Genomic DNA, 17777 nt, shown 5'->3' on the forward strand with positions numbered 1-17777 from the left:
GGAAATCTGTCGAACCCCATCAAGCCCTCAGCCGATCAACCCTCTCAGCCCGCTGGCGCGCTGCGTGCGTCGCAAAATCGCGTCGAACAGCACGGCCTGCGTGGGCGAGACCAGGGTAAAGAAGTCGCGCGCGCGCGTGATGCCCGTGTAGACCAGCTCGCGCGCCAGCATGGCGCCGCCTTCCTGCGGCAGCACCAGCACCGTGTGGCGAAATTCCGAGCCCTGCGATTTATGCACCGTCATGGCAAACGCCGTCTCCACGTGGCGCAAACGCGTGGCCAGCACGCTGCGCACATTGTCCCCTTCCAGGAAGTACACGCGCAGGGAGCCCGGCCGCGCAGGGTCGCGCAGGGTCAGGCCGATGTCGCCATTGAACACGCCCGTGCCGTAATCGTTGCGCGTGACCATCACGGGACGGCCCACATACCATTCGCTGCGGCGTATCAGCCCATCCTTTTCCAGCCGCAGCTCGATGGCCGTGTTCAGGCCCGCCACGCCCCATTCTCCCTCGCGCACGGCGCACAGGATGCGGAACGCTTCAAAAGCATGCAGCACGGCGCGCACCCAGTCGTCATGCTGCGCGTACGCGGCCTCGCCCGCGTTCACCAGCGCCAGGTAAGGCTGATAGCCGCCCGGCGCATCCCCCCGCCCGCGCAAGGCCAGGCGCAGCACGTCTTCCTGCTGCGCCGGCACGCTCCACGCCAGCTGACCGCCGCTGTCGGCGGCGAAGCACGCCCTGGCCAGGTCGGGCCTGCCGGCATTCACGGCCAGCGCCAGCTCGCCGATCGGGCCGCTGAAGCGGTGGCTGTGGCGCAGCATCACCGTCTGCTGCGCCAGCGCGCCGGCGCTGCCCGCAAACTGCGCGGGAATGGCCACGCCGCTGGCCGCCTGCGCATACGCGATGGTGTCCGCCGTGTAGCCGCCCGCCTGCGCATCGTGGCACAAGTCGCCCAGCACGGCGCCCGCTTCCACGGACGCCAGCTGGTCCTTGTCGCCGAGCAGGATCAATATCGCCGTGGGCGGCAAGGCGTCAAGCACGGACGCCATCATCTCCAGATGCACCATCGACGCTTCATCGACGATCAGCACGTCGACGTCGAGCGGATTGCCCGCGTGGTGGGCAAAGGCGCGCGTATCGGGCCGCGCGCCCAGCAAGCTATGCAGGGTGCGCGCCGCGCCCATGCGCCGCGCCAGTTCCAGCAGGGGCAAGGCTTCCCCGACCTTTTCCGCCAGGCCACTCAAAGCCTTGTCGATCGACTGTTTTAATCGCGCGGCCGCCTTGCCCGTCGGCGCGGCCAGCGCGATGCGCAGCTGCTCCGGCTGCGGCGAGACGGCAAACAGCAAGGTCAGCAAACTGGCCACCGTGTACGTCTTGCCCGTGCCCGGGCCGCCCGTGATGATGGCCACCTTGCCGCGCAAGGCGACGGCGCAGGCCACCTTTTGCCAGTCAGGGCCACCGTCCTGCGTGGGCTGGTCGAACAGGATGTCGAGCCATTGCCGCACCTGCGCCAGCGGCGGCTCGCTCAAGTCCTGCGCGCGGAGGGCGATTTTCTCGCCCACCAGGCTTTCGTCGCGCCAGTAGCGGCGCAGGTACAGGCGGTCGCCGTCGAGCACCAGCGGCTGTTTCACATCGGGCGCACCCACCTGCCACACCTGCGGCGCGCCGGCCAGCAGCGCGCGCCAGCCGGCGACGCTGTCCGGCAGCGGGCCGGCAACGGCCAGCACGCCATGCCACAGCTCCTCGCTCCAGCCCAGCAGCTGCGAAGGTTCGCTGGCCAGGTCCGCCAGCATCAAACAGCTGTGGCCCCGCCCTTCCAGTTCGGACAGCACCACACAGGCCACGGCCACGGCGGGCGCATGCGGCGCCTGCCCGTCCAGACTGGCGATGAAGCGGGCAAAGGCGGCGCTCAGGCGGCGCAGATGGCCCGCCTCCGCGACGCCGTCGACATGGGTAAACAAAGCGTCCATCTGCGCGTCATGCTGCATGGTGTTCCGTTTCTTCTAACAGTTGATCGAGGCCGTCCAGCAATTCCAGCTGCGGCGCCAGCCAGTAGCAGCCATGCGTGTCCGCATTCGCTATGCCGCGCAGGAACAGGAAGATGGCGCCGCCCAGATGTTCGGCCGGGTCGTAGGCGCCGCCGAGCCGGCTTTTCAGCAGCCGGTGCAGGGCCAGCATGTAGATGGCGCCCTGGATGTCGTAGCGGTGCTGCGCCATGCCGGCCGCCAGCGCCTGCGTGTGGTAGGCGGCGTCGTTGGCGCCGAGCGCGTTCGACTTGTAGTCGAGCACCCAGTAGCGCCCTTCCCGTTCGATGACCAGGTCGGCAAAGCCTTTCAGCATGCCGTGCAGCTGGCGCCGCGGCAGCGCGGGACGCGGCGCGCCGTCGAGCAGCAAGCGCGTGCACAGTTTATCCAGCGCTTCGGTGGACAAATGCTCGCTGGGGAACCAGAACTCCATCTCGGACAGGGTGCTGTCCAGTTGCGACAGCGATGCATCGAGCAGCGGCAGCGGCGTGACGGCGATTTCCCTGAGCCAGGCGATGGCGTCTTCCTGGCGGTGGCCCCAGCCCGCCCGTTCGCAGCGCGCGGCCAGGCGTGTATTGAAATTGGCATCGTGGACGCCGTCAAAGCCTTCGCTGCCCATCCACTCGAGCTGCTCGTGCAGGAAATTACCGGGCACGGAACCGCGCGGGAAGCGGTGCCACGGCGCGTCGCCCATAGTCGTCGGCGCGGCCACGGCCACAGCCGTGCCATCTTCCAGCAAGGTCTCTTCCAGCGCCCGCTGCGGCACGTGCGCGGCCGCCACGGCGCCGATCTGGCGCGTCAGCGACGTAAAGCTGCCCACCGACCAGTCGCGCTCGAATTCGCCCGCGAACACGGGCGCGGGGCGCAGCTCGGGACGGCGCTCGATGCGGTCCAGCACCGTGCAGGCGTCGGGCTGCGCCAGGGAACTCACATAGATGGCGTCGCAGCTGCCCGCGACCTGCTGCCAGCGCAGCAGCAATTGTTCCGCCGGCAGCTTGTCGCCGCCCGTCAGCAGGTAGCCGAGCGCCGATTCGTGCAGGGTGTTCTCGCCCGCCTTGCGCGCCGCCTGAGCGGCCACGCCCAGCCACAGGAAGTGGCGCGCGCGCGTCAGGGCCACGTACAGCAGGCGCAAGTCTTCCTCGATGCGCGCCTCTTCGACCGCCGCCATCGCTTCGTCGGACAAGGACAGGTCGAGGCGGCGCTCGCCTTTGTCATCCGCATAGTCGAAGAAACTGCGGTTGCGCTTATCGACCTTGCGCGCCGTGACGGCAAACGGCAGATACACGAGCGGATATTCGAGGCCCTTGGATTTGTGCACGGTGATGACTTTCACCAGCTCCGCATCGCTTTCCAGGCGCAGCACGCGCTCGTCGCCGTTGTCGCCCTCGCCGGCGATCTGCTCGGCCAGCCAGCGTATCAGCGCCTGCTCGCCATCGAGCTGGCGGCTGGCCGATTGCAGCAGTTCGGCCAGGTGCAGCAGATTCGTCAGGCGCCGCTCGCCGCCCGTCTGCAGCAGCAGCATGGCGGGCAACTGCAGTTCGTGGATGAAGCGGCGCAGCATGGCCAGCACGCCCTGCCGCTGCCAGATCAGGTGCAGGGCCTTCAATTGCTCGACCCGGCGTTCCCACTCCAGTTCATCGCTCGACAGACGCGCCAGCTCGCCCAGCGACAGGCCGATGGTGCGCGTGGCAAAGGCGGCGCGCGCCAGGCCCCCGTCGAGCGGGTTGGCCAGCGCGGCCAGCCAGCGCAGCACGTCTTGCGCCTCCTCGCTGTCGATGACGGAATCCTTGTCGGACAGGTAGACGCTGGCGACCCGGCGGCGCGCCAGCGCGCGGCGGATGGCCGCCGCTTCCTTGCGGTCGCGCACGAGCACGGCGATATCGGCCGGCTGCAGGCGCGTAAAACCGTCGGGACCAGCGAAACCGGCTTGCGCATCGCCCAGCATGGCGACGATGTGCTCCGCGCAGTGCTGGGCGAAATACTCACGGTAGCCGTCGCCGCGCAGCCCTTCATCGCTGGCGCAGGCGGCCAGCAGGGCCGGCAGCGGGCCGCCGGCGTTCACCAGGTATTCATCACGCCCCTTGGCGTCGACGGCCTCGAACGGCAGCGGATTCTCGCCTCCTTTGCGGTAGCGGAAGGCGCCGGCCGGCACCTCGTCGCGCTCGGCGTGCAGGAACAGCTGGTTGACGGCCGCCACCAGGGGCGCCGTCGAGCGGTAGTTGGTGCCCAGCTGGTAGTGGCGCCCTGCCGTGGCGCGCCGCGCCGCCAGGTAGCTCTGGATGTCCGCGCCGCGAAAGCCGTAGATCGACTGTTTCGGGTCGCCGATCAGGAACAGGCCCAGCGCCGGATCGTTGTCGGCGATGCGGTACAGCAAATTGAAGATCTGGTACTGCGCGGGCGCCGTATCCTGGAACTCATCGACCATCGCCAGCGGGTACTGGTCGACGATGCGCTGGCGCAGGGCCGGGCCATTCTCGCCGGCCAGCGCGTCATGCAGGCGCTGCAGCATGTCGGCAAAGCCGAACTGGCGCGACTGGCGTTTTAACTGATCCATGCGCCGCGCGATGGCCGCCGCCGCATGCAGGTGCAGCTTGTGCGCCAGCGGCGTGATGGCCGCCAGGGCGATGCCCAACGCTTCCGTATGCTGGAAGCACTCGGGCACCTGGGCCGTGAAACTCTTGGCAAACGCATCCTCGATGCCGAACGGCGTCAATCGTTCCCACGCCTTGGCCGTGATGGCGGGCAGCAGCAGGAGCGGATCCTGCGCCCAGCGGCGCAAGCCGTCGAACCACTTCGCCAGGTTCTCCGGCTTCATCTTGACACCGTTAAAACATTTGGGATTGATGGCGCGGTGGTCGTTGATCCAGGCGGCCATCTGGTCCACGCGCTCGACCCAACCCGCCTTCAGGGTGGCCAGCTGCGCGGCCAGCGCCCGCTGTTCGCGCGCGATCAGGGTGGACAACGGTTCCTCGTCCGCCATCTGCATGCTGTCGGCGCGGCGCGCCAGCTCGCGCGCGCCCTTCTTCAACGCACCGACGTCGGGCCAGCATGCCAGCAGCACGTCGAGCGCCTGCGGCGGCAAGGGATAGACTTGCTGGCGCCAGTAATCGTGGGCCGCATCCTCGAACAGCGCTTGCTCGTCGCTGACCAGTTCTTCGTCGAACAGGCTGCCGCTGTCGAACGCGTGCTCGCGCAGCATGCGCTGGCACCAGGCGTCGATGGTGAAAATGGCCGCTTCATCCATCGTCTCGGCGGCCAGCATCAGCCGGTGCGCGGCCTTTTGCCGTTCGCTCTCGTCCGGACAGGACTCGAGCAAGGCGTCGAGGAACGGGTCGCTGCCGCCGGATTCGTGGCGAAAATACGCGGCCGCCTCGATCAGGCGCTCGCGCACGCGGTTCGACAATTCGCGCGTGGCGGCGCGCGTAAACGTCATCACCAAAATGTCGGCCGGCAGCAGCGGACGCGTAAAGCGGCTGTCATCGTCGCCGTGTCCCAGCACGAGCCGCACGTACAGCGCGGCGATGGTCCAGGTCTTGCCCGTGCCGGCGGACGCCTCGATCAGGCGCGAGCCGTGCAGCGGAAACGCCAGGGGGTTGAGCAGGTGGCTCGTCATGGTTCTTCTCCCGCGCCATCATCGGGCGCGCTGATCGGGTCGATCGTGATGTGTTGCTGCAGCCAGTCGGCCAGCGGGCCATACAGCTCGCGCGTGCAGTCTTCCCATGCTTCCTCCGCGGCCAGCGCGGAAAACTCGGGCCACAGGCGCGCCAGGCACAGCTCATCGCGCTCGCCCGAGATGTCGAAGCCGCCGTCATACACGGCGCGCGGGTCGCCCTGCTGCACCAGCGCCAGCCCCGTCTTGCATGCCGTTGGCAGCGGATGGTTCATGCCTTCGCGCCACAGCGCCAGCAGGGTGGCCAGGGCGTCGCGCGAACTGGCCGGATCGAGCGGCGCCATGCTGACGATGGCGTCGCGCGCCACCAGGTAGCCGGTGACGGGGAAACCGAGGGCGGCGGCGGCCAGCTGGCGCAGCCACATCAGCATCAGCTTGTCGCCGCGCGCCTGGCCGCCCTTGTCCGTCACCTTCGAGGAAATCTGCATCAGCCAGGCCGTCTCCTGCCCGTTGCTGCACAATCTGTCGAGCCAGTCGTCGATCTGCACTTCGCCGAAGGGCAGGTTGATGGCGCGCTTGTCGGCCGCCAGCGGGAACGAGGCGCGCAAGGACAGCCACGCGCTGCGCACGGGCACGAGCGCCTCGACCAGCTGCGCCTGCACCTGCCGGCCGATCAGGCCGATGGGCAGCACGCCTTCGCGCGCCAGGCGTGCCGCGCGCGCTTCCAGGCTGGCGCGCACGTCGTCGATATCTTCCACGGCGCCGCCGTCGTCCAGCATGGTGTCTTCCAGCAGGTAGCGCTCGAGCGCATTCAGGCCGAACGGCTCCTCATCCTCGCCCAGCATCGCCGCGTCGGCGAAATACACGCTCAAGCGGCGGCGAAAGAAGTACTTGACGGGCTGGCGCAAAAAGCTGGCCAGCTCGCCCAGCTTCAGACGCGTGCCGGGATCGAGTTCGTAAGGGCCCAGCGGCAGCGCGGCGGCCTGCGCATCGGCATCGGCCGCATCGGCATCGGTATGGACCACGCGCCATTCGCGCGCATAGGTCAGCAAGCCATCGGCCTCGAAATAGCGGCGGCTAAACGGCTGCAGCGCGTGTTCGGTGGTCAGCGATACAAGGTGCCGGTCCAGCGACCAGCCGGCGGCCAGGTAATCGCGCAGCTGCGACACCAGCACGGACGGCGGCTGCTCGGAATTGTCGCGCACATTGCGCCCCACCCAGCTCACGTACAGTTTGTCGCGCGCGGCCAGCAAGGCTTCGAGCATCAGGTAGCGGTCGTCGTCGCGGCGCGAGCGGTCGCCCGGGCGCGCCATGCCGGGCAGCGCCAGCAGGTCGAAATCGGCCTTCTGCGCGCGGCGCGGGAAATCGCCATCGTTCATGCCCAGCAGGCAGACGACGCGAAACGGCACGGCGCGCATCGGCATCAGGGTACAGAAAGTCACGCCGCCGGAGACGAACTGGTGGTTCAGGGTCGGTTCGTCCAGCGCGCCCAGCCACGCCACGCGCAGCACGGACAGCGGCACCGGCTCGACAAAGCCCGCATGCCCGCAGGTTTCCAGCCAGCCCTGCAAGGCGCCCTCGAGCTGCGCCAGGGTCAGGCGGTCGCCCTCGTCGTCCGCATCGAAAAACGCGGCCAGCAGCGCGCGCGCCTGCGCGCCCCACTCGGCGGGCGTGCGCGCGCCGGCCAGCACGCTGCGCCAGTGCAGCAGCGCCTCGACCAGCTGCGCCAAAGACCCTGCCAGCGCCGCATCGAGGCCGCCCACTTCCGCATATGGCTCGATGCCGCCGAAGCTGGCGCCACTGCCGCTGGCATAGCCAAGCAGCATGCGCCGCACGCCGAAGATCCACGCATTCTGTTCCCCGGCCGCGCCCAGCCCCAGGCCGGCGCGGTGTTCCTGGTCCAGGCCCCAGCGCACGCCCGCCCCTTCGATCCAGGCGCCCAGGGTGGCCAGGTCGTCCGGCTGCAGGCCAAAACGTGCCGCCAGCGCCGGCACGTCGAGCAGGTCGCGCACTTCGCTCTGGCGGCAGCGCTGCTGCGGCAGCTGCAGCAGCCACTCGAGCGCGACGAGCAGCGGGTTGACGCTGCGGTCCTTCACGTCGCCGATCTCGAACGGAATAAAACGCTCGTCGTTGCGCCGGTACTGGCCGAAAACAGCGTGGATGGCGGCCGTAAACGTGTCGATGTCGGGCACCATCACGACCACGTCGCGCGGACGCAAGAGCGTCTCGGCGCTGTGCGCGAACATGGCCAGCAGCTGGTCGTGCAGCACTTCCACTTCGCGCTGCACGCTGTGCGCCACGTGAAATTCGATCGAGCGGTCGCCTGCCTCGGGCGGCATCTGCTCATGCTCGGCCAGCGGGCGCAGTTCGCGGATGGCCACCTGCACCTGCTGCAGCAGGGTTTCGCCCGTCTCCTCGCCGAACAGGTCGATGCGCAGGCTGTCGTCACGCCCTTCGGCTTGCGCGTGTTCGTCGAATTCGTCGAGCATGCGGATGAAATCGCGCCCTTGCCTGCCCCAGCTGGCCAGCAGCGGATGACTGTGCGCATGCAGTTCTTCCAGCGGAATGTGCGCCAGGTCGGTGCCGTTGCGCTGCCGCTGGCGCTTGTTTTCCGCGCGCAGCAAGTCGCGCCCGTCGATGATGTCGCCCCAGTAAAACTGGCATGGATTGGGCACCGCCAGCACCACCTGCGTGTGGCGCGCCAGCGCGGCGAGCGCCTGCAAGGTCTGGTACGGCAAGGCCGACACGCCGAACAGCACCACCCTACGCGGCAGCTTGCCAAGCGGCGCATCGCCGGCGGCGATCGCCGCCAGGAAGGCCTCATGGATGTCGGCGCGGCCCGTGTCGCGCTCCAAGGCCTCGACGTCCTGGCCCACGGCACGCCACAACTGCGCCTGCCAGCGCTGGTCTTCCTTCAAGACGATGGCTTCCCCGCGCGCCGTGCGCAACTGGTCGCGCCCGGCCGCCCAGTCGGCCAGCCAGTCGGCGCGGTAGACCTGGTACTGGTCGAACAAGTCGGCCAGGCGCTCGGCCAGCTGCAGCCGGCGTTCGCAATCGCCATCGGCCAGGAAGTAGCGCAGCGGCGCAAACACCGGGTCGGCCAGCAGCGACGGCAACAGGCGCATCAAACGCCAGGTCAGCGGGGATTTATCGAAAGGCGACACGCGCGGGACGCGCTCGCGGCCCAGCATGCCCCGGTAGCTTTCCCACAGCAGGCGCGCCGGCAGCGCGATGCGCGTGGCGGCGCACACTTTCATCTCCTCGGCCAGGGCGATCTTCAGCCATTCGGCCACGCCGTTCGACTGCACCAGGAAGATATCCGTTTCCAGCGGCGCCAGCGGATGCTGGCGCAGCCACTGGAAGACGGCGGCGCGCAGCTGTTCCAGCTGGTTGCCATGCAGGATGAGGAGGCCGGGCGTGACGGGTGTATGCATGCTGATCCGATGGGTTGCCGCGTCTCCGGCCGGGTGACCGGAGACGTCAAACGCCTATTATCGCCGCTGCCTGCCTCAAGGGGCGTCGCTGGCGGCAAATTCCATGGAAATTTGTTCCGCCACCTGCGCCAGCGCCGGCCCGAGCGCCGCCAGCAAGGCGCGCGCCTGCTGCATGTCGCCGCCCAGGCGCAAGCCTTCGATCGACAGGCACAGGGCGGCGAAAGCGTGCGCGCCCACGGCCAGCGCCGACGATTTGCTGCGGTGGCCCAGGTCGGCCAGGCGCCCCAGGTCTTCCAGCGCCATGGCTTGCTCCATTTCGGCGATGCCGTCGCGCGCCGTGTCGAGAAACAGCTGGGTGTACTTGCGCATCTTCACGGCGTCATTGCTGAACGTGAGCGCCAGGGTGGCCAAATCGAGGATGGCCGTGTCGCGCGATTCCGGCGCGGCGTCCGATGGCGGCGCTGTCGGCGCTGTCGGTGCCGCCGCCAACCTGTCGCGGCCGATGCCGCCAATGCCGCCACGCAGGCGAAACCATTTCGCCAGCAGGTGAAACAGCAGATTCGGGGCGATCGGCTTGGTCACGAATTCATCCATGCCCGCCTCCAGGCAGCGGGCGCGGTCTTCGCTGCCCGCGTTGGCCGTCATGGCGATCACCAGCAGGCCGGCAAGTTTCGGATCGGCGCGGATGCGGCGCGTCGCCTCGAAGCCATCCATCTCCGGCATCTGTACGTCCATCAGCACGCAGTCGTAGCGCTGGCGGGCCAGCAATTCCAGCGCCTCGCGGCCATTGCAGGCGACGCAAACGGTGGCGCCCGCGTCTTCCAGCAGCTCGCAGCCCACCTGCTGGCTGAAGATGTTGTCTTCCACCAGCAGGATGGAGGCGCCGCGGATCACCCCCAGCACTTCCGGCTCCACTTCGGCGATGCGCTCGTCGGCCCCCTGCGCGCTCTTCTCCAGGCGCGCCGTGAACCAGAAGGTGCTGCCCAGGCCCGGCTGGCTGTACACGCCCACCTTGCCGCCCATGAGCTCCACCAGCTGCTTGCTGATCACCAGCCCCAGGCCGCTGCCGCCATACTTGCGCGTGGTCGACGGGTCGGCCTGGTGGAAGGAGCGGAACAGCTGCGCCACCTCTTCCTGGTTCATGCCGATGCCCCGGTCCTGCACCTCGAAGCGCAGCATGGCATGGCTGGCGCGCTCCTCGGACTGGCGCACGCGCACGAAGATGCTGCCATTGTCGGAAAACTTGATGGCGTTGCTGGTCAGGTTCAGCAAGACCTGCTCCAGGCGCAGCGGGTCGCCGCGCCAGCGCTGCGGCAGCTCGGACGCGATATCGAACTGCAGCACCAGGCCCTTGACGGCGGCCGCGTCGCCCAGCTGGCTGGCGATGTTCGCCAGCAGGGTGTCGAGACGGAAGTCCAGCACCTCCAGCTCCAGTTTGCCCGCCTCGATCTTGGAAAAATCGAGGATGTCGTTGATCAGGCCCAGCAAATGCTGGCCCGAATGGAAGATTTTCTGCAGATAGTCGCGCTGGCGCGCATCGGCCACCGATTTCAGCGCCAGGTGCGCCATGCCGATAATGCTGTTCATCGGCGTGCGGATTTCATGGCTCATGTTCGACAGGAAGTCGCTCTTGGCCTGGCTGGCCGCGTCGGCCTGCTCTTTCAGGCGGTGCAGTTCCGTCACGTCGGTGGACAGGCCGATCAGGCCCGTGACGGGACCGGGCAAGCCCAGCGGCACCTTCACGCTCCACAGGTGATGCACCTGGCCCTGAGCATCGACGAAGCGCTCCTCGCCGACGAACTTGGCGCCGCTGTCGAAGACCTGGCGCTCCGTCAGCTGCGCGGCGGCCGCCGCATCGCCGAGCATCAACTCGCCATCCTGGCGGCCGATCAGCTGCTCCACGGGACGGCCGAGGATGGTTGCCGTGCGCGCATTGACGTAGCGGTAGCGCAGGTCGGCATCCTTCATGTAGACGTAGGCGTCGACGCTGTCGAGCACCGTATCGAGCAGGGTGCGCTGCGCCACCGCGCTGCGGCGCGACCGGTACAAGGTAAAGATATAGCCGTAAATGAGCAGGGTGCCGGCCACGCCGACGCCCAGCGCCAGCCATGGAAAATAGCGGTCGAAGGGGCTGTACAGCTCCGCCTTGCGCACGCGGAAATGGGCTTTCCACAGGCCGCCCTGGTAAGCGACGGGCAGCACCTGGTCGAAATAGTCGGCATCGCTGCCCGGTTGCGGCGGCGCCGCCGCCAGGTCGCCGTCATCGTTGAACAGCAGGCGGTCCTGCGGCGTGATGGACAGGGACCCGCTGGCCGTCAAAGGGTCGGCCGCGCTGTACAGGGTCAGGTGCAGCGGTTCCAGGGCGCTGCGTTCGAGCGCGCTGTGCACCAGCTGCGCCACGCCAAAGCCGATGCCGACGGAGCCCTGGTAGGCGGCGCGGCGCTCGGCCACGCTGCCCTGCGGCATGCCATTGCGGTACACGGGCAGGCGCATGCCCAGGCCGATATGCGCGGGCGGCCCCTTGATCATGATCACCTGCCCCGATGCGCTGACCTGGCCGCTGTCGCGGGCCTGCGCCAGCGACTGCGCCACCAGCGGGTTGGCGCCGATATCGATGCCCATGCGTTCGGCCAGCAGGGAATCGGGCTCCAGGTAGGTGAGCACCGTGTATTCAGGCCGCTCGCCCGCAGGCCGGATGGTGAAAGCGGGATAGCCGCGCGGCGCCAGGCTGGCGTCACGGCGCACGGCCTCGATGAAGGCGGGGCGCTGCGCCGACGGGACGGCCGCCGCGTAGTTGACCGATTCGATGGCCGGGAACTGGCGCACGATATCGAGGCCGGCCACGTAATCGTGGAACTGGCGGCGCGTCAGGTGCTCGCTGGTGCGGAACAGGGCCTCGAGGCCGCGCAACAGGTCGGAATAGCTTTTTACGCGCGTGATCAGGCTATGCTGGGCGCCATGCGTGAGATTGTCGAAACGCTGTTCGGCGTCGTCATTGACCGTGCGCGCCGCGCCCGCATACAGGGCACCGCCCACAGCCAGGGCCAGCAGCAGGCCGCCCGCCCATATCCTGAAGCCCGATACCGCCCCGCCCTTGCTCAAAGTGTGCATTGTCGATCGCTTATTCCGGTTTCCTCGAATGTGCGGCGCTCCGGCCGCCCAGCAAGTACGAGGATACTATCAAAGCTCATGCCCGACGCGCTTGTGCAAGAAAAAAAGCGCGCAGGATGGTTGCACTGGAAAACACCGGGTGCCTAGCCCCCCTGCAGCGCCCCGGCCAGGAAGTCGCAAAAGGCGCGCACCTTTTCCTGCACGTGGCGTCCATCGGGCGTCAAGGCATACACGCCGCGCCTGGCCATGCCGTGCGACGGCAGTACGCGTACCAGGGCGCCGCTGGCCAGCAGCGGCGCGGCGACGAACGACGGCAGCGCCCCCACGCCGATGCCCGCCACCAGCATATCGGCCAGCAGCAGGCTGCTGTCGGCGGAAAAGCGCACGGGCAGCACGATGCTGCTCGGCCCCTCCGGGCCGGCCAGCTGCCAGACGCCGGGACTGTCGGCCAGGCGGTAAGCGAGGCAATCGTGGCCGCGCAAATCCTGCGCCTGGCGCGGCGTGCCGCGCCGCGCCAGATAGGCTGGCGCTGCGCAAATCATCTGCTCGACGTCGCCCAGGCGGCGCGCCACCAGGGACGAATCGGCCAGCGAGACGCGGATGCGCAGCGACACGTCATAGCCCTCGCCCACCACGTCGCGCAGGCGGTCGTCCAGGGTCATCTCGATCTTGACGTCCGGATAGCGGGCCATGAAGTCGGGCAGCAGCGGCGACAGCACCTTCAGGCCGAATGACAGCGGCGCATTCACGCGCAGCCGCCCGGCCACCTTGCCGGTACAGCCGCGCGTGGCCAGTTCCAGCGCATCGACCTCGTCGAGCAGGCGGCAGCATTCGAGATAGTAGGCACGCCCGCCGTCCGACAAGCTCATGCGCCGCGTCGTGCGCACCAGCAGCAGTGTGCCCAGGCGCGCTTCGAGCTGGCGCACCTGCTTGCTGATGGCCGCCGCCGACTGATTCAAATCCTGCGCCGCCTTGCTGAAGCTGTCGCGCTCGACCACCTTGCGAAACACGCGCATGTGCGCCAGGACATCCATTATTATTTCTCTACAGTTGAATATCTTATTATTTTATCGCTGATTATCATTGAAATGGAAAACAATATGATGGCGGCTTCTTTATTCATGTCACGCAAGGAGTACCCCATGTTCAAACCATCCGCCACCCTGACTGCCCTGCTGCTGGCCCTGCTCGGAGGGACAGTGCAGGCCGCCCTGCCCGAAGTGGGCATCAGCCCCTGGGGCCCGAAAGACGAGATCGGCCGCCTGAACCTGATGACGCCGGCCTCGCGTGCCGCCATCCTGGCGCGCATCGACGGCGGCAAGAGCTATGATCTGGCCGTCGATTTCTATATCGGCATGCCCAGCTGGCAGGCGGCCGGCGACCCGCCCTACCAGATGTGGATGACGCACACGCCGAAAGGCAACGTGGTGGCCGATTCCATGCAGGTGGGCGAACAGATGAACCGCCACGTCAGCTACACGGGCTCGGCCGTGTCCATGTATGCGCACATGGGCACGCATATCGACGCCCTGAACCACTTCGGCCTGAACGGCAAGATCTGGAATGGCTTTACGGAGGAACAATACCTGGGCGACCGGGGCTGGACCGTGACGGGCGCGGAGAAATTGCCGCCGATCGTGGCGCGCGGCGTGCTGATCGACGTGGCCGTGGCCAAGGGTCTCAAACAACTGCCCGATAATTACCGGGTGACGCGGCAAGACTTGCGCGCGGCGCTGGCGCAACAGAAGGTCACGCTGGAAAAGGGCGACGTGGTGCTGATACGCACGGGCCGCATGCAGCATTATGAGCAGGCGCACACCTACATGGCCAATCCGCCGGGCCTGTCGCTCGATGCGGCGAAATTCCTCGTGGAAGATGGCGGCGCCATGGTGGTGGGCGCGGACAACCTCAGTTTCGAGGCGTTTCCGTCCGAAGTGGCGAACAATTACCTGCCCGTGCACACCTATCTGCTGGCGCAGCAGGGCACGCCCATCCTGGAACTGGTCGACCTGGAAGCGCTGTCGCGCGACAAGGTGTACCAGTTCGCCTTCATCGGCGCCTCGTTGAAATTCCGTGGCGGCGACGCGGCGCCCATCCGTCCCGTGGCCCTGCCGATCCGCTAGGCGCGGACAGGCTCAGACGCAGGCGGCGTGCAAGCCCTGTGCGCCATGCTCATCCCAGGCATCGGCGCAGCGCACCACGTCGCCCACGACGATGATGCTGGGACTGCCCAGGCCGCTGGCCTGCAAGTCGTCGGGCAGCTCCTGCAAGGTGCTCAGCAACTGGCGCTGGGCCGGCAGGCTGGCCGATTGCACCACGGCCACGGGCGTGCCGGGCGCCATGCCGCCGGCCAGCAAGCCGGCCTGGATGGCCGTCACCCTGGCCACGCCCATGTAGATGACGAGGGTGAGCTTGCTCTGCGCCAGGGCCGCCCAGTTCGGCTCCGAGGCGCTATCCTTGCCGTGGCCCGTGACGAAGATGGCGCCCTGGCTCCAGGCGCGATGCGTGAGCGGCACGCCGATACCGGACGGCGCAGCCAGGCCGCTGCTGATGCCGGGGATCACCTCGACGGCCACGCCATGACTGCGCAAATAGGCGCGCTCTTCGCCGCCGCGCCCGAACAGATACGGGTCGCCCCCTTTCAGCCGCACCACGTGCAGGCCGGCGCGCGCTTCGGCCAGCATCAGCCGTTCGATGAACGCTTGCGGCGTGGAAGCGCAGCCGCCCCGCTTGCCCACCTCGACCACGCGCACGCCTTGTGCCGCATGGGCAAGGACGGCCGGATTGACGAGGTCGTCGATCAGCACCACGTCGGCCCGCGCGATGGCCTTTACTGCCTTGATCGTCAACAGGTCCGGGTCGCCGGGACCGGCGCCGACCAGGGTTACGCTTCCACATTGCGTCATGATGCACTCTCCAGTCAGAAAAAATGGCCGATGGCAAACGATGCCGCGTACGCTTCCGGCGCGCTGCCGTCCCACACGACGCCGTCGCACAGGGTCGAGCTGCGCATGGGGGCTTTTGGCACGGGCGTGGCCGTCATCTCCGCCGCCTGGCGGTACAGGTCAATGCGGTTGACTTGCCTTGCCACCGCCAGATAATCGGGTTCGTCGCGCAGCAAGCCCCAGCGCCGGTGCTGGGTCATGAACCACATGCCGTCGGACAGATACGGGAAATTGACGGCGCCATCGCCGTAGAACTTCAAACCGTGCGCCTCGTCCCAGGTCTTGCCCAGGCCATCCTGGTAATGGCCGAGAATGCGCGGCGCCAGCGTTTCCTGCGGCGTGTTCAGGTACGCGGGCTCTGCCAGGGTGGCCGCCATGGCCAGCCGGTTGGTATCGCTGGCATCGATCCAGCGTCCCGCCTCGAGCACGGCGCCGATCAGGGCGCGGCAGCTGTTCGGATGCTGCTGTGCAAACGCGGCGCTGGTGCCCAGCACCTTGCCCGGATGGTCGGGCCAGATGGCGCCGCTGGCGGCGGCCGTCACGCCCACGCCATCGACGATGGCCTTGTAGCCCCACGGTTCGCCCGCGCAAAAGCCGTCCATCTGGCCCGCGCGCAAGGCGGCCACCATCTGCGACGGCGGCACCGTCATCACGCGCGCGTCGCGCAGCGGATCGATGCCCTGCGCGGCCAGCCAGTATTGCAGCAGCATCGCGTGGTTGCCGGTCGGAAAAGTATGCGCGAACGCAAACGGCCGCGCCGTGGCGCGCATATGCCGCGCCAGGGTGGGACCATCGTGGGCGCCCTCGCGCGCCAGCGCCGCCGACACGGTGACAGCCTGGCCGCTGTGATTGAGATTCATCAGCACGGCCATGTCGCGCTGCTGCCCGCCGATGCCCATCTGCACGCCATACACGAGGCCATACAGCACATGGGCCGCGTCGAGTTCGCCATTGTTCAGCTTGTCGCGCACGCCGGCCCACGACATCTCGCGGCTCAGTTCAATCTTGATGCCGTATTTTTCATCGAGACCCAGCTTCGACGCCATCACCAGCGAGGCGCAATCGGTCAGCGGCAGGTAGCCGATGCGTATCGTCTGTCTTTCCGGCTGCAGGGTCCGCATCACCTGGGCACTGTCTGCCATTTTCTCTGTCATACCATTCCTTGCCGATAAATACTGTTTTGCCGTGCCACCGTGGGCAAGGCTCTCACCTTCCAGCAGCAAGGAGCGTGCCCGTACCTGCCCGCTTCATGGCGGCTGGAAACGCACCGAAATGGTGCGCTGCACCAGCATGTGTCAGGAAATGGACGATTCATCCCAACAAGTCCTCCACGTCGAGGATGCGCTGGGCAATCTCTGCCAGCTTGAGTTTCTTGTTCATGGCCATGCTGCGCAAGCGCTGGTAAGCCTGGTCTTCCGTCAAGCCGTGGTGCGTCATCAACAGGCCCTTGGCCCGCTCGATCACCTTGCGCTCCAGCAACTTGTGCCGCGTGTCGAGCAATTCGGCGCGCAATTTTTCTTCCTGGCGAAAGCGCGCGAGCGCCACGTTCAGCACGGGCAAGATGCGCTCGGCATGCAAGCCGGCGACGATATAGGCGGAGACGCCGGCCGCCATGGCCGCGTCGATGCTGGCCGTGGCGCCGTCTTCCGTAAATAATACGATGGGGCGGCGCTCGTCGCGCGTGGCGATGACGATGTGCTCGAGCACGTCGCGCGCATCCGATTCCGCGTCAATGATGATGAGATCAGGCTGCAGTTGGGCGATGCGTTCAGGAAGGTAGAGGTCGGCTGGCAGGGAGGCGACGATGTCGTAGCCCGATTCCAGCAAGCCGATGCGCAAGGCATTGCCGCGCTGCACTTGGGCAGCCAAGGCCGCATTCTCATGCACGCCGTGCTCGACAATAGTGTTGACGACGACGATGCGCAAAGGCTGGGTACGGCTGGACGTCATGGGAGCGATCTGCAATGGCTAAACACAGCCATTGCAGTAAGCAAGAAGCGAACCAGCCGGTTTTACAGCGGAATTACTTCAGGGTCGGCATGGCAAACTCCGCCCCGGCCGCCGTCGAAGCCGGCCAGCGCTGCGTCACCGCCTTCTGCTTCGTATAGAAACGCACGGATTCCGGGCCGTGCGCATGGTGGTCGCCGAACAGGCTGCGCTTCCAGCCGCCGAAGCTGTGGAAGGCCATCGGCACGGGAATCGGCACGTTCACGCCCACCATCCCCACCTGCACCCGGTGTGTATATTCGCGCGCCGTGTTGCCGTCGCGCGTATAGATGGCCGTGCCGTTGCCGTATTCATGCGCATTGACCAGGTCCAGTGCCGCCGTGAAATCGGGCACGCGCACGATGCACAGCACGGGACCGAAGATTTCTTCCTTGTAGATTGTCATCTCGGGCGTGACGTGGTCGAACAGGCTGCCGCCGAGGAAAAAGCCGCGCTCGTGGCCGGGCAGGACAAAGCCGCGCCCGTCGCAGATGAGCTTGGCGCCCTCTTCCACACCTTGCGCGATATAGCCGGCGATCTTGTCCTTGTGCACCTGCGTCACCACCGGCCCCATCTCGGCCGACAGATCCATGCCTTGCGTGATCTTTAATGCCGCGATGCGGGGCACCAGGGCTTCCACCAATTGATCCGCCACATTGCCCACCGCCA

The 17777-nt window shown here is 67.3% G+C and carries 10 protein-coding genes; 1 reads left to right on the forward strand and 9 read right to left on the reverse strand.

Annotated elements, in window-relative coordinates; all coding sequences use genetic code 11:
* Nucleotides 1-27: 27 nt before the first annotated feature.
* The 5 genes from recD to CSQ95_RS25805 all read right to left on the reverse strand — a co-directional run bounded on the left by recD (nucleotide 28) and on the right by CSQ95_RS25805 (nucleotide 13211).
* On the reverse strand, nucleotides 28-1986 hold the full coding sequence (gene recD / locus CSQ95_RS25785; protein WP_099411552.1) for an exodeoxyribonuclease V subunit alpha: 1959 nt from the start codon (nucleotides 1984-1986) through the stop codon (nucleotides 28-30).
* Entirely contained in the window at nucleotides 1976-5635 is a 3660-nt protein-coding gene (recB, locus tag CSQ95_RS25790) for an exodeoxyribonuclease V subunit beta (protein WP_099411553.1), read from the reverse strand. The genes recD and recB overlap by 11 nt, the downstream gene beginning before the upstream one ends.
* The gene (gene recC, locus CSQ95_RS25795) at nucleotides 5632-9066 is read right to left on the reverse strand and encodes an exodeoxyribonuclease V subunit gamma (protein WP_099411554.1); all 3435 of its coding nucleotides are present in this window, start codon (nucleotides 9064-9066) and stop codon (nucleotides 5632-5634) included. Before recC ends, recB begins: the two co-directional genes overlap by 4 nt.
* 75 nt (nucleotides 9067-9141) lie before the next feature.
* On the reverse strand, nucleotides 9142-12177 hold the full coding sequence (locus tag CSQ95_RS25800; protein WP_099411555.1) for a CHASE domain-containing protein: 3036 nt from the start codon (nucleotides 12175-12177) through the stop codon (nucleotides 9142-9144).
* Nucleotides 12178-12320: 143 nt separating this feature from the next.
* The gene (locus tag CSQ95_RS25805; protein ID WP_099411556.1) at nucleotides 12321-13211 is read right to left on the reverse strand and encodes a LysR family transcriptional regulator; all 891 of its coding nucleotides are present in this window, start codon (nucleotides 13209-13211) and stop codon (nucleotides 12321-12323) included.
* A 108-nt stretch (nucleotides 13212-13319) separates the two neighbouring features.
* On the opposite strand from CSQ95_RS25805, the gene CSQ95_RS25810 reads away from it, so the two are divergent.
* On the forward strand, nucleotides 13320-14300 hold the full coding sequence (locus CSQ95_RS25810; protein WP_099411560.1) for a cyclase family protein: 981 nt from the start codon (nucleotides 13320-13322) through the stop codon (nucleotides 14298-14300).
* Nucleotides 14301-14312: 12 nt separating this feature from the next.
* Here the strand turns inward: CSQ95_RS25810 and cobA are convergent, their stop codons facing one another.
* The 4 genes from cobA to CSQ95_RS25830 all read right to left on the reverse strand — a co-directional run.
* A complete protein-coding gene (cobA, locus tag CSQ95_RS25815; protein ID WP_099411557.1) occupies nucleotides 14313-15083 on the reverse strand; it encodes a uroporphyrinogen-III C-methyltransferase in 771 nt (256 codons plus the stop codon).
* Between the two features lie 14 nt (nucleotides 15084-15097).
* Nucleotides 15098-16276, reverse strand: coding sequence for a CmpA/NrtA family ABC transporter substrate-binding protein (locus CSQ95_RS25820; protein WP_099411558.1), 1179 nt, complete (start codon nucleotides 16274-16276; stop codon nucleotides 15098-15100).
* A gap of 157 nt (nucleotides 16277-16433) precedes the next feature.
* The gene (locus CSQ95_RS25825) at nucleotides 16434-17072 is read right to left on the reverse strand and encodes an ANTAR domain-containing response regulator (RefSeq protein WP_070291249.1); all 639 of its coding nucleotides are present in this window, start codon (nucleotides 17070-17072) and stop codon (nucleotides 16434-16436) included.
* Between the two features lie 73 nt (nucleotides 17073-17145).
* Nucleotides 17146-17777 (reverse strand): aldehyde dehydrogenase family protein (locus CSQ95_RS25830; protein ID WP_143450081.1); only part of this gene is annotated, 632 nt, incomplete at its 5' end.

It is taken from the genome of Janthinobacterium sp. BJB304 (genome assembly GCF_002735765.1).
In the GTDB taxonomy this organism is placed as follows: Bacteria; Pseudomonadota; Gammaproteobacteria; order Burkholderiales; family Burkholderiaceae_D; genus Janthinobacterium.

Coding starts and splice junctions, on each gene's coding strand:
- recD (WP_099411552.1), bottom strand. CDS start 1,986: ATGCAGCATGACGCGCAGATGGACGCTTTGTTTACCCATGTCGACGGC.
- recB (WP_099411553.1), bottom strand. CDS start 5,635: ATGACGAGCCACCTGCTCAACCCCCTGGCGTTTCCGCTGCACGGCTCG.
- recC (WP_099411554.1), bottom strand. CDS start 9,066: ATGCATACACCCGTCACGCCCGGCCTCCTCATCCTGCATGGCAACCAG.
- CSQ95_RS25800 (WP_099411555.1), bottom strand. CDS start 12,177: ATGCACACTTTGAGCAAGGGCGGGGCGGTATCGGGCTTCAGGATATGG.
- CSQ95_RS25805 (WP_099411556.1), bottom strand. CDS start 13,211: ATGGATGTCCTGGCGCACATGCGCGTGTTTCGCAAGGTGGTCGAGCGC.
- CSQ95_RS25810 (WP_099411560.1), top strand. CDS start 13,320: ATGTTCAAACCATCCGCCACCCTGACTGCCCTGCTGCTGGCCCTGCTC.
- cobA (WP_099411557.1), bottom strand. CDS start 15,083: ATGACGCAATGTGGAAGCGTAACCCTGGTCGGCGCCGGTCCCGGCGAC.
- CSQ95_RS25820 (WP_099411558.1), bottom strand. CDS start 16,276: ATGACAGAGAAAATGGCAGACAGTGCCCAGGTGATGCGGACCCTGCAG.
- CSQ95_RS25825 (WP_070291249.1), bottom strand. CDS start 17,072: ATGACGTCCAGCCGTACCCAGCCTTTGCGCATCGTCGTCGTCAACACT.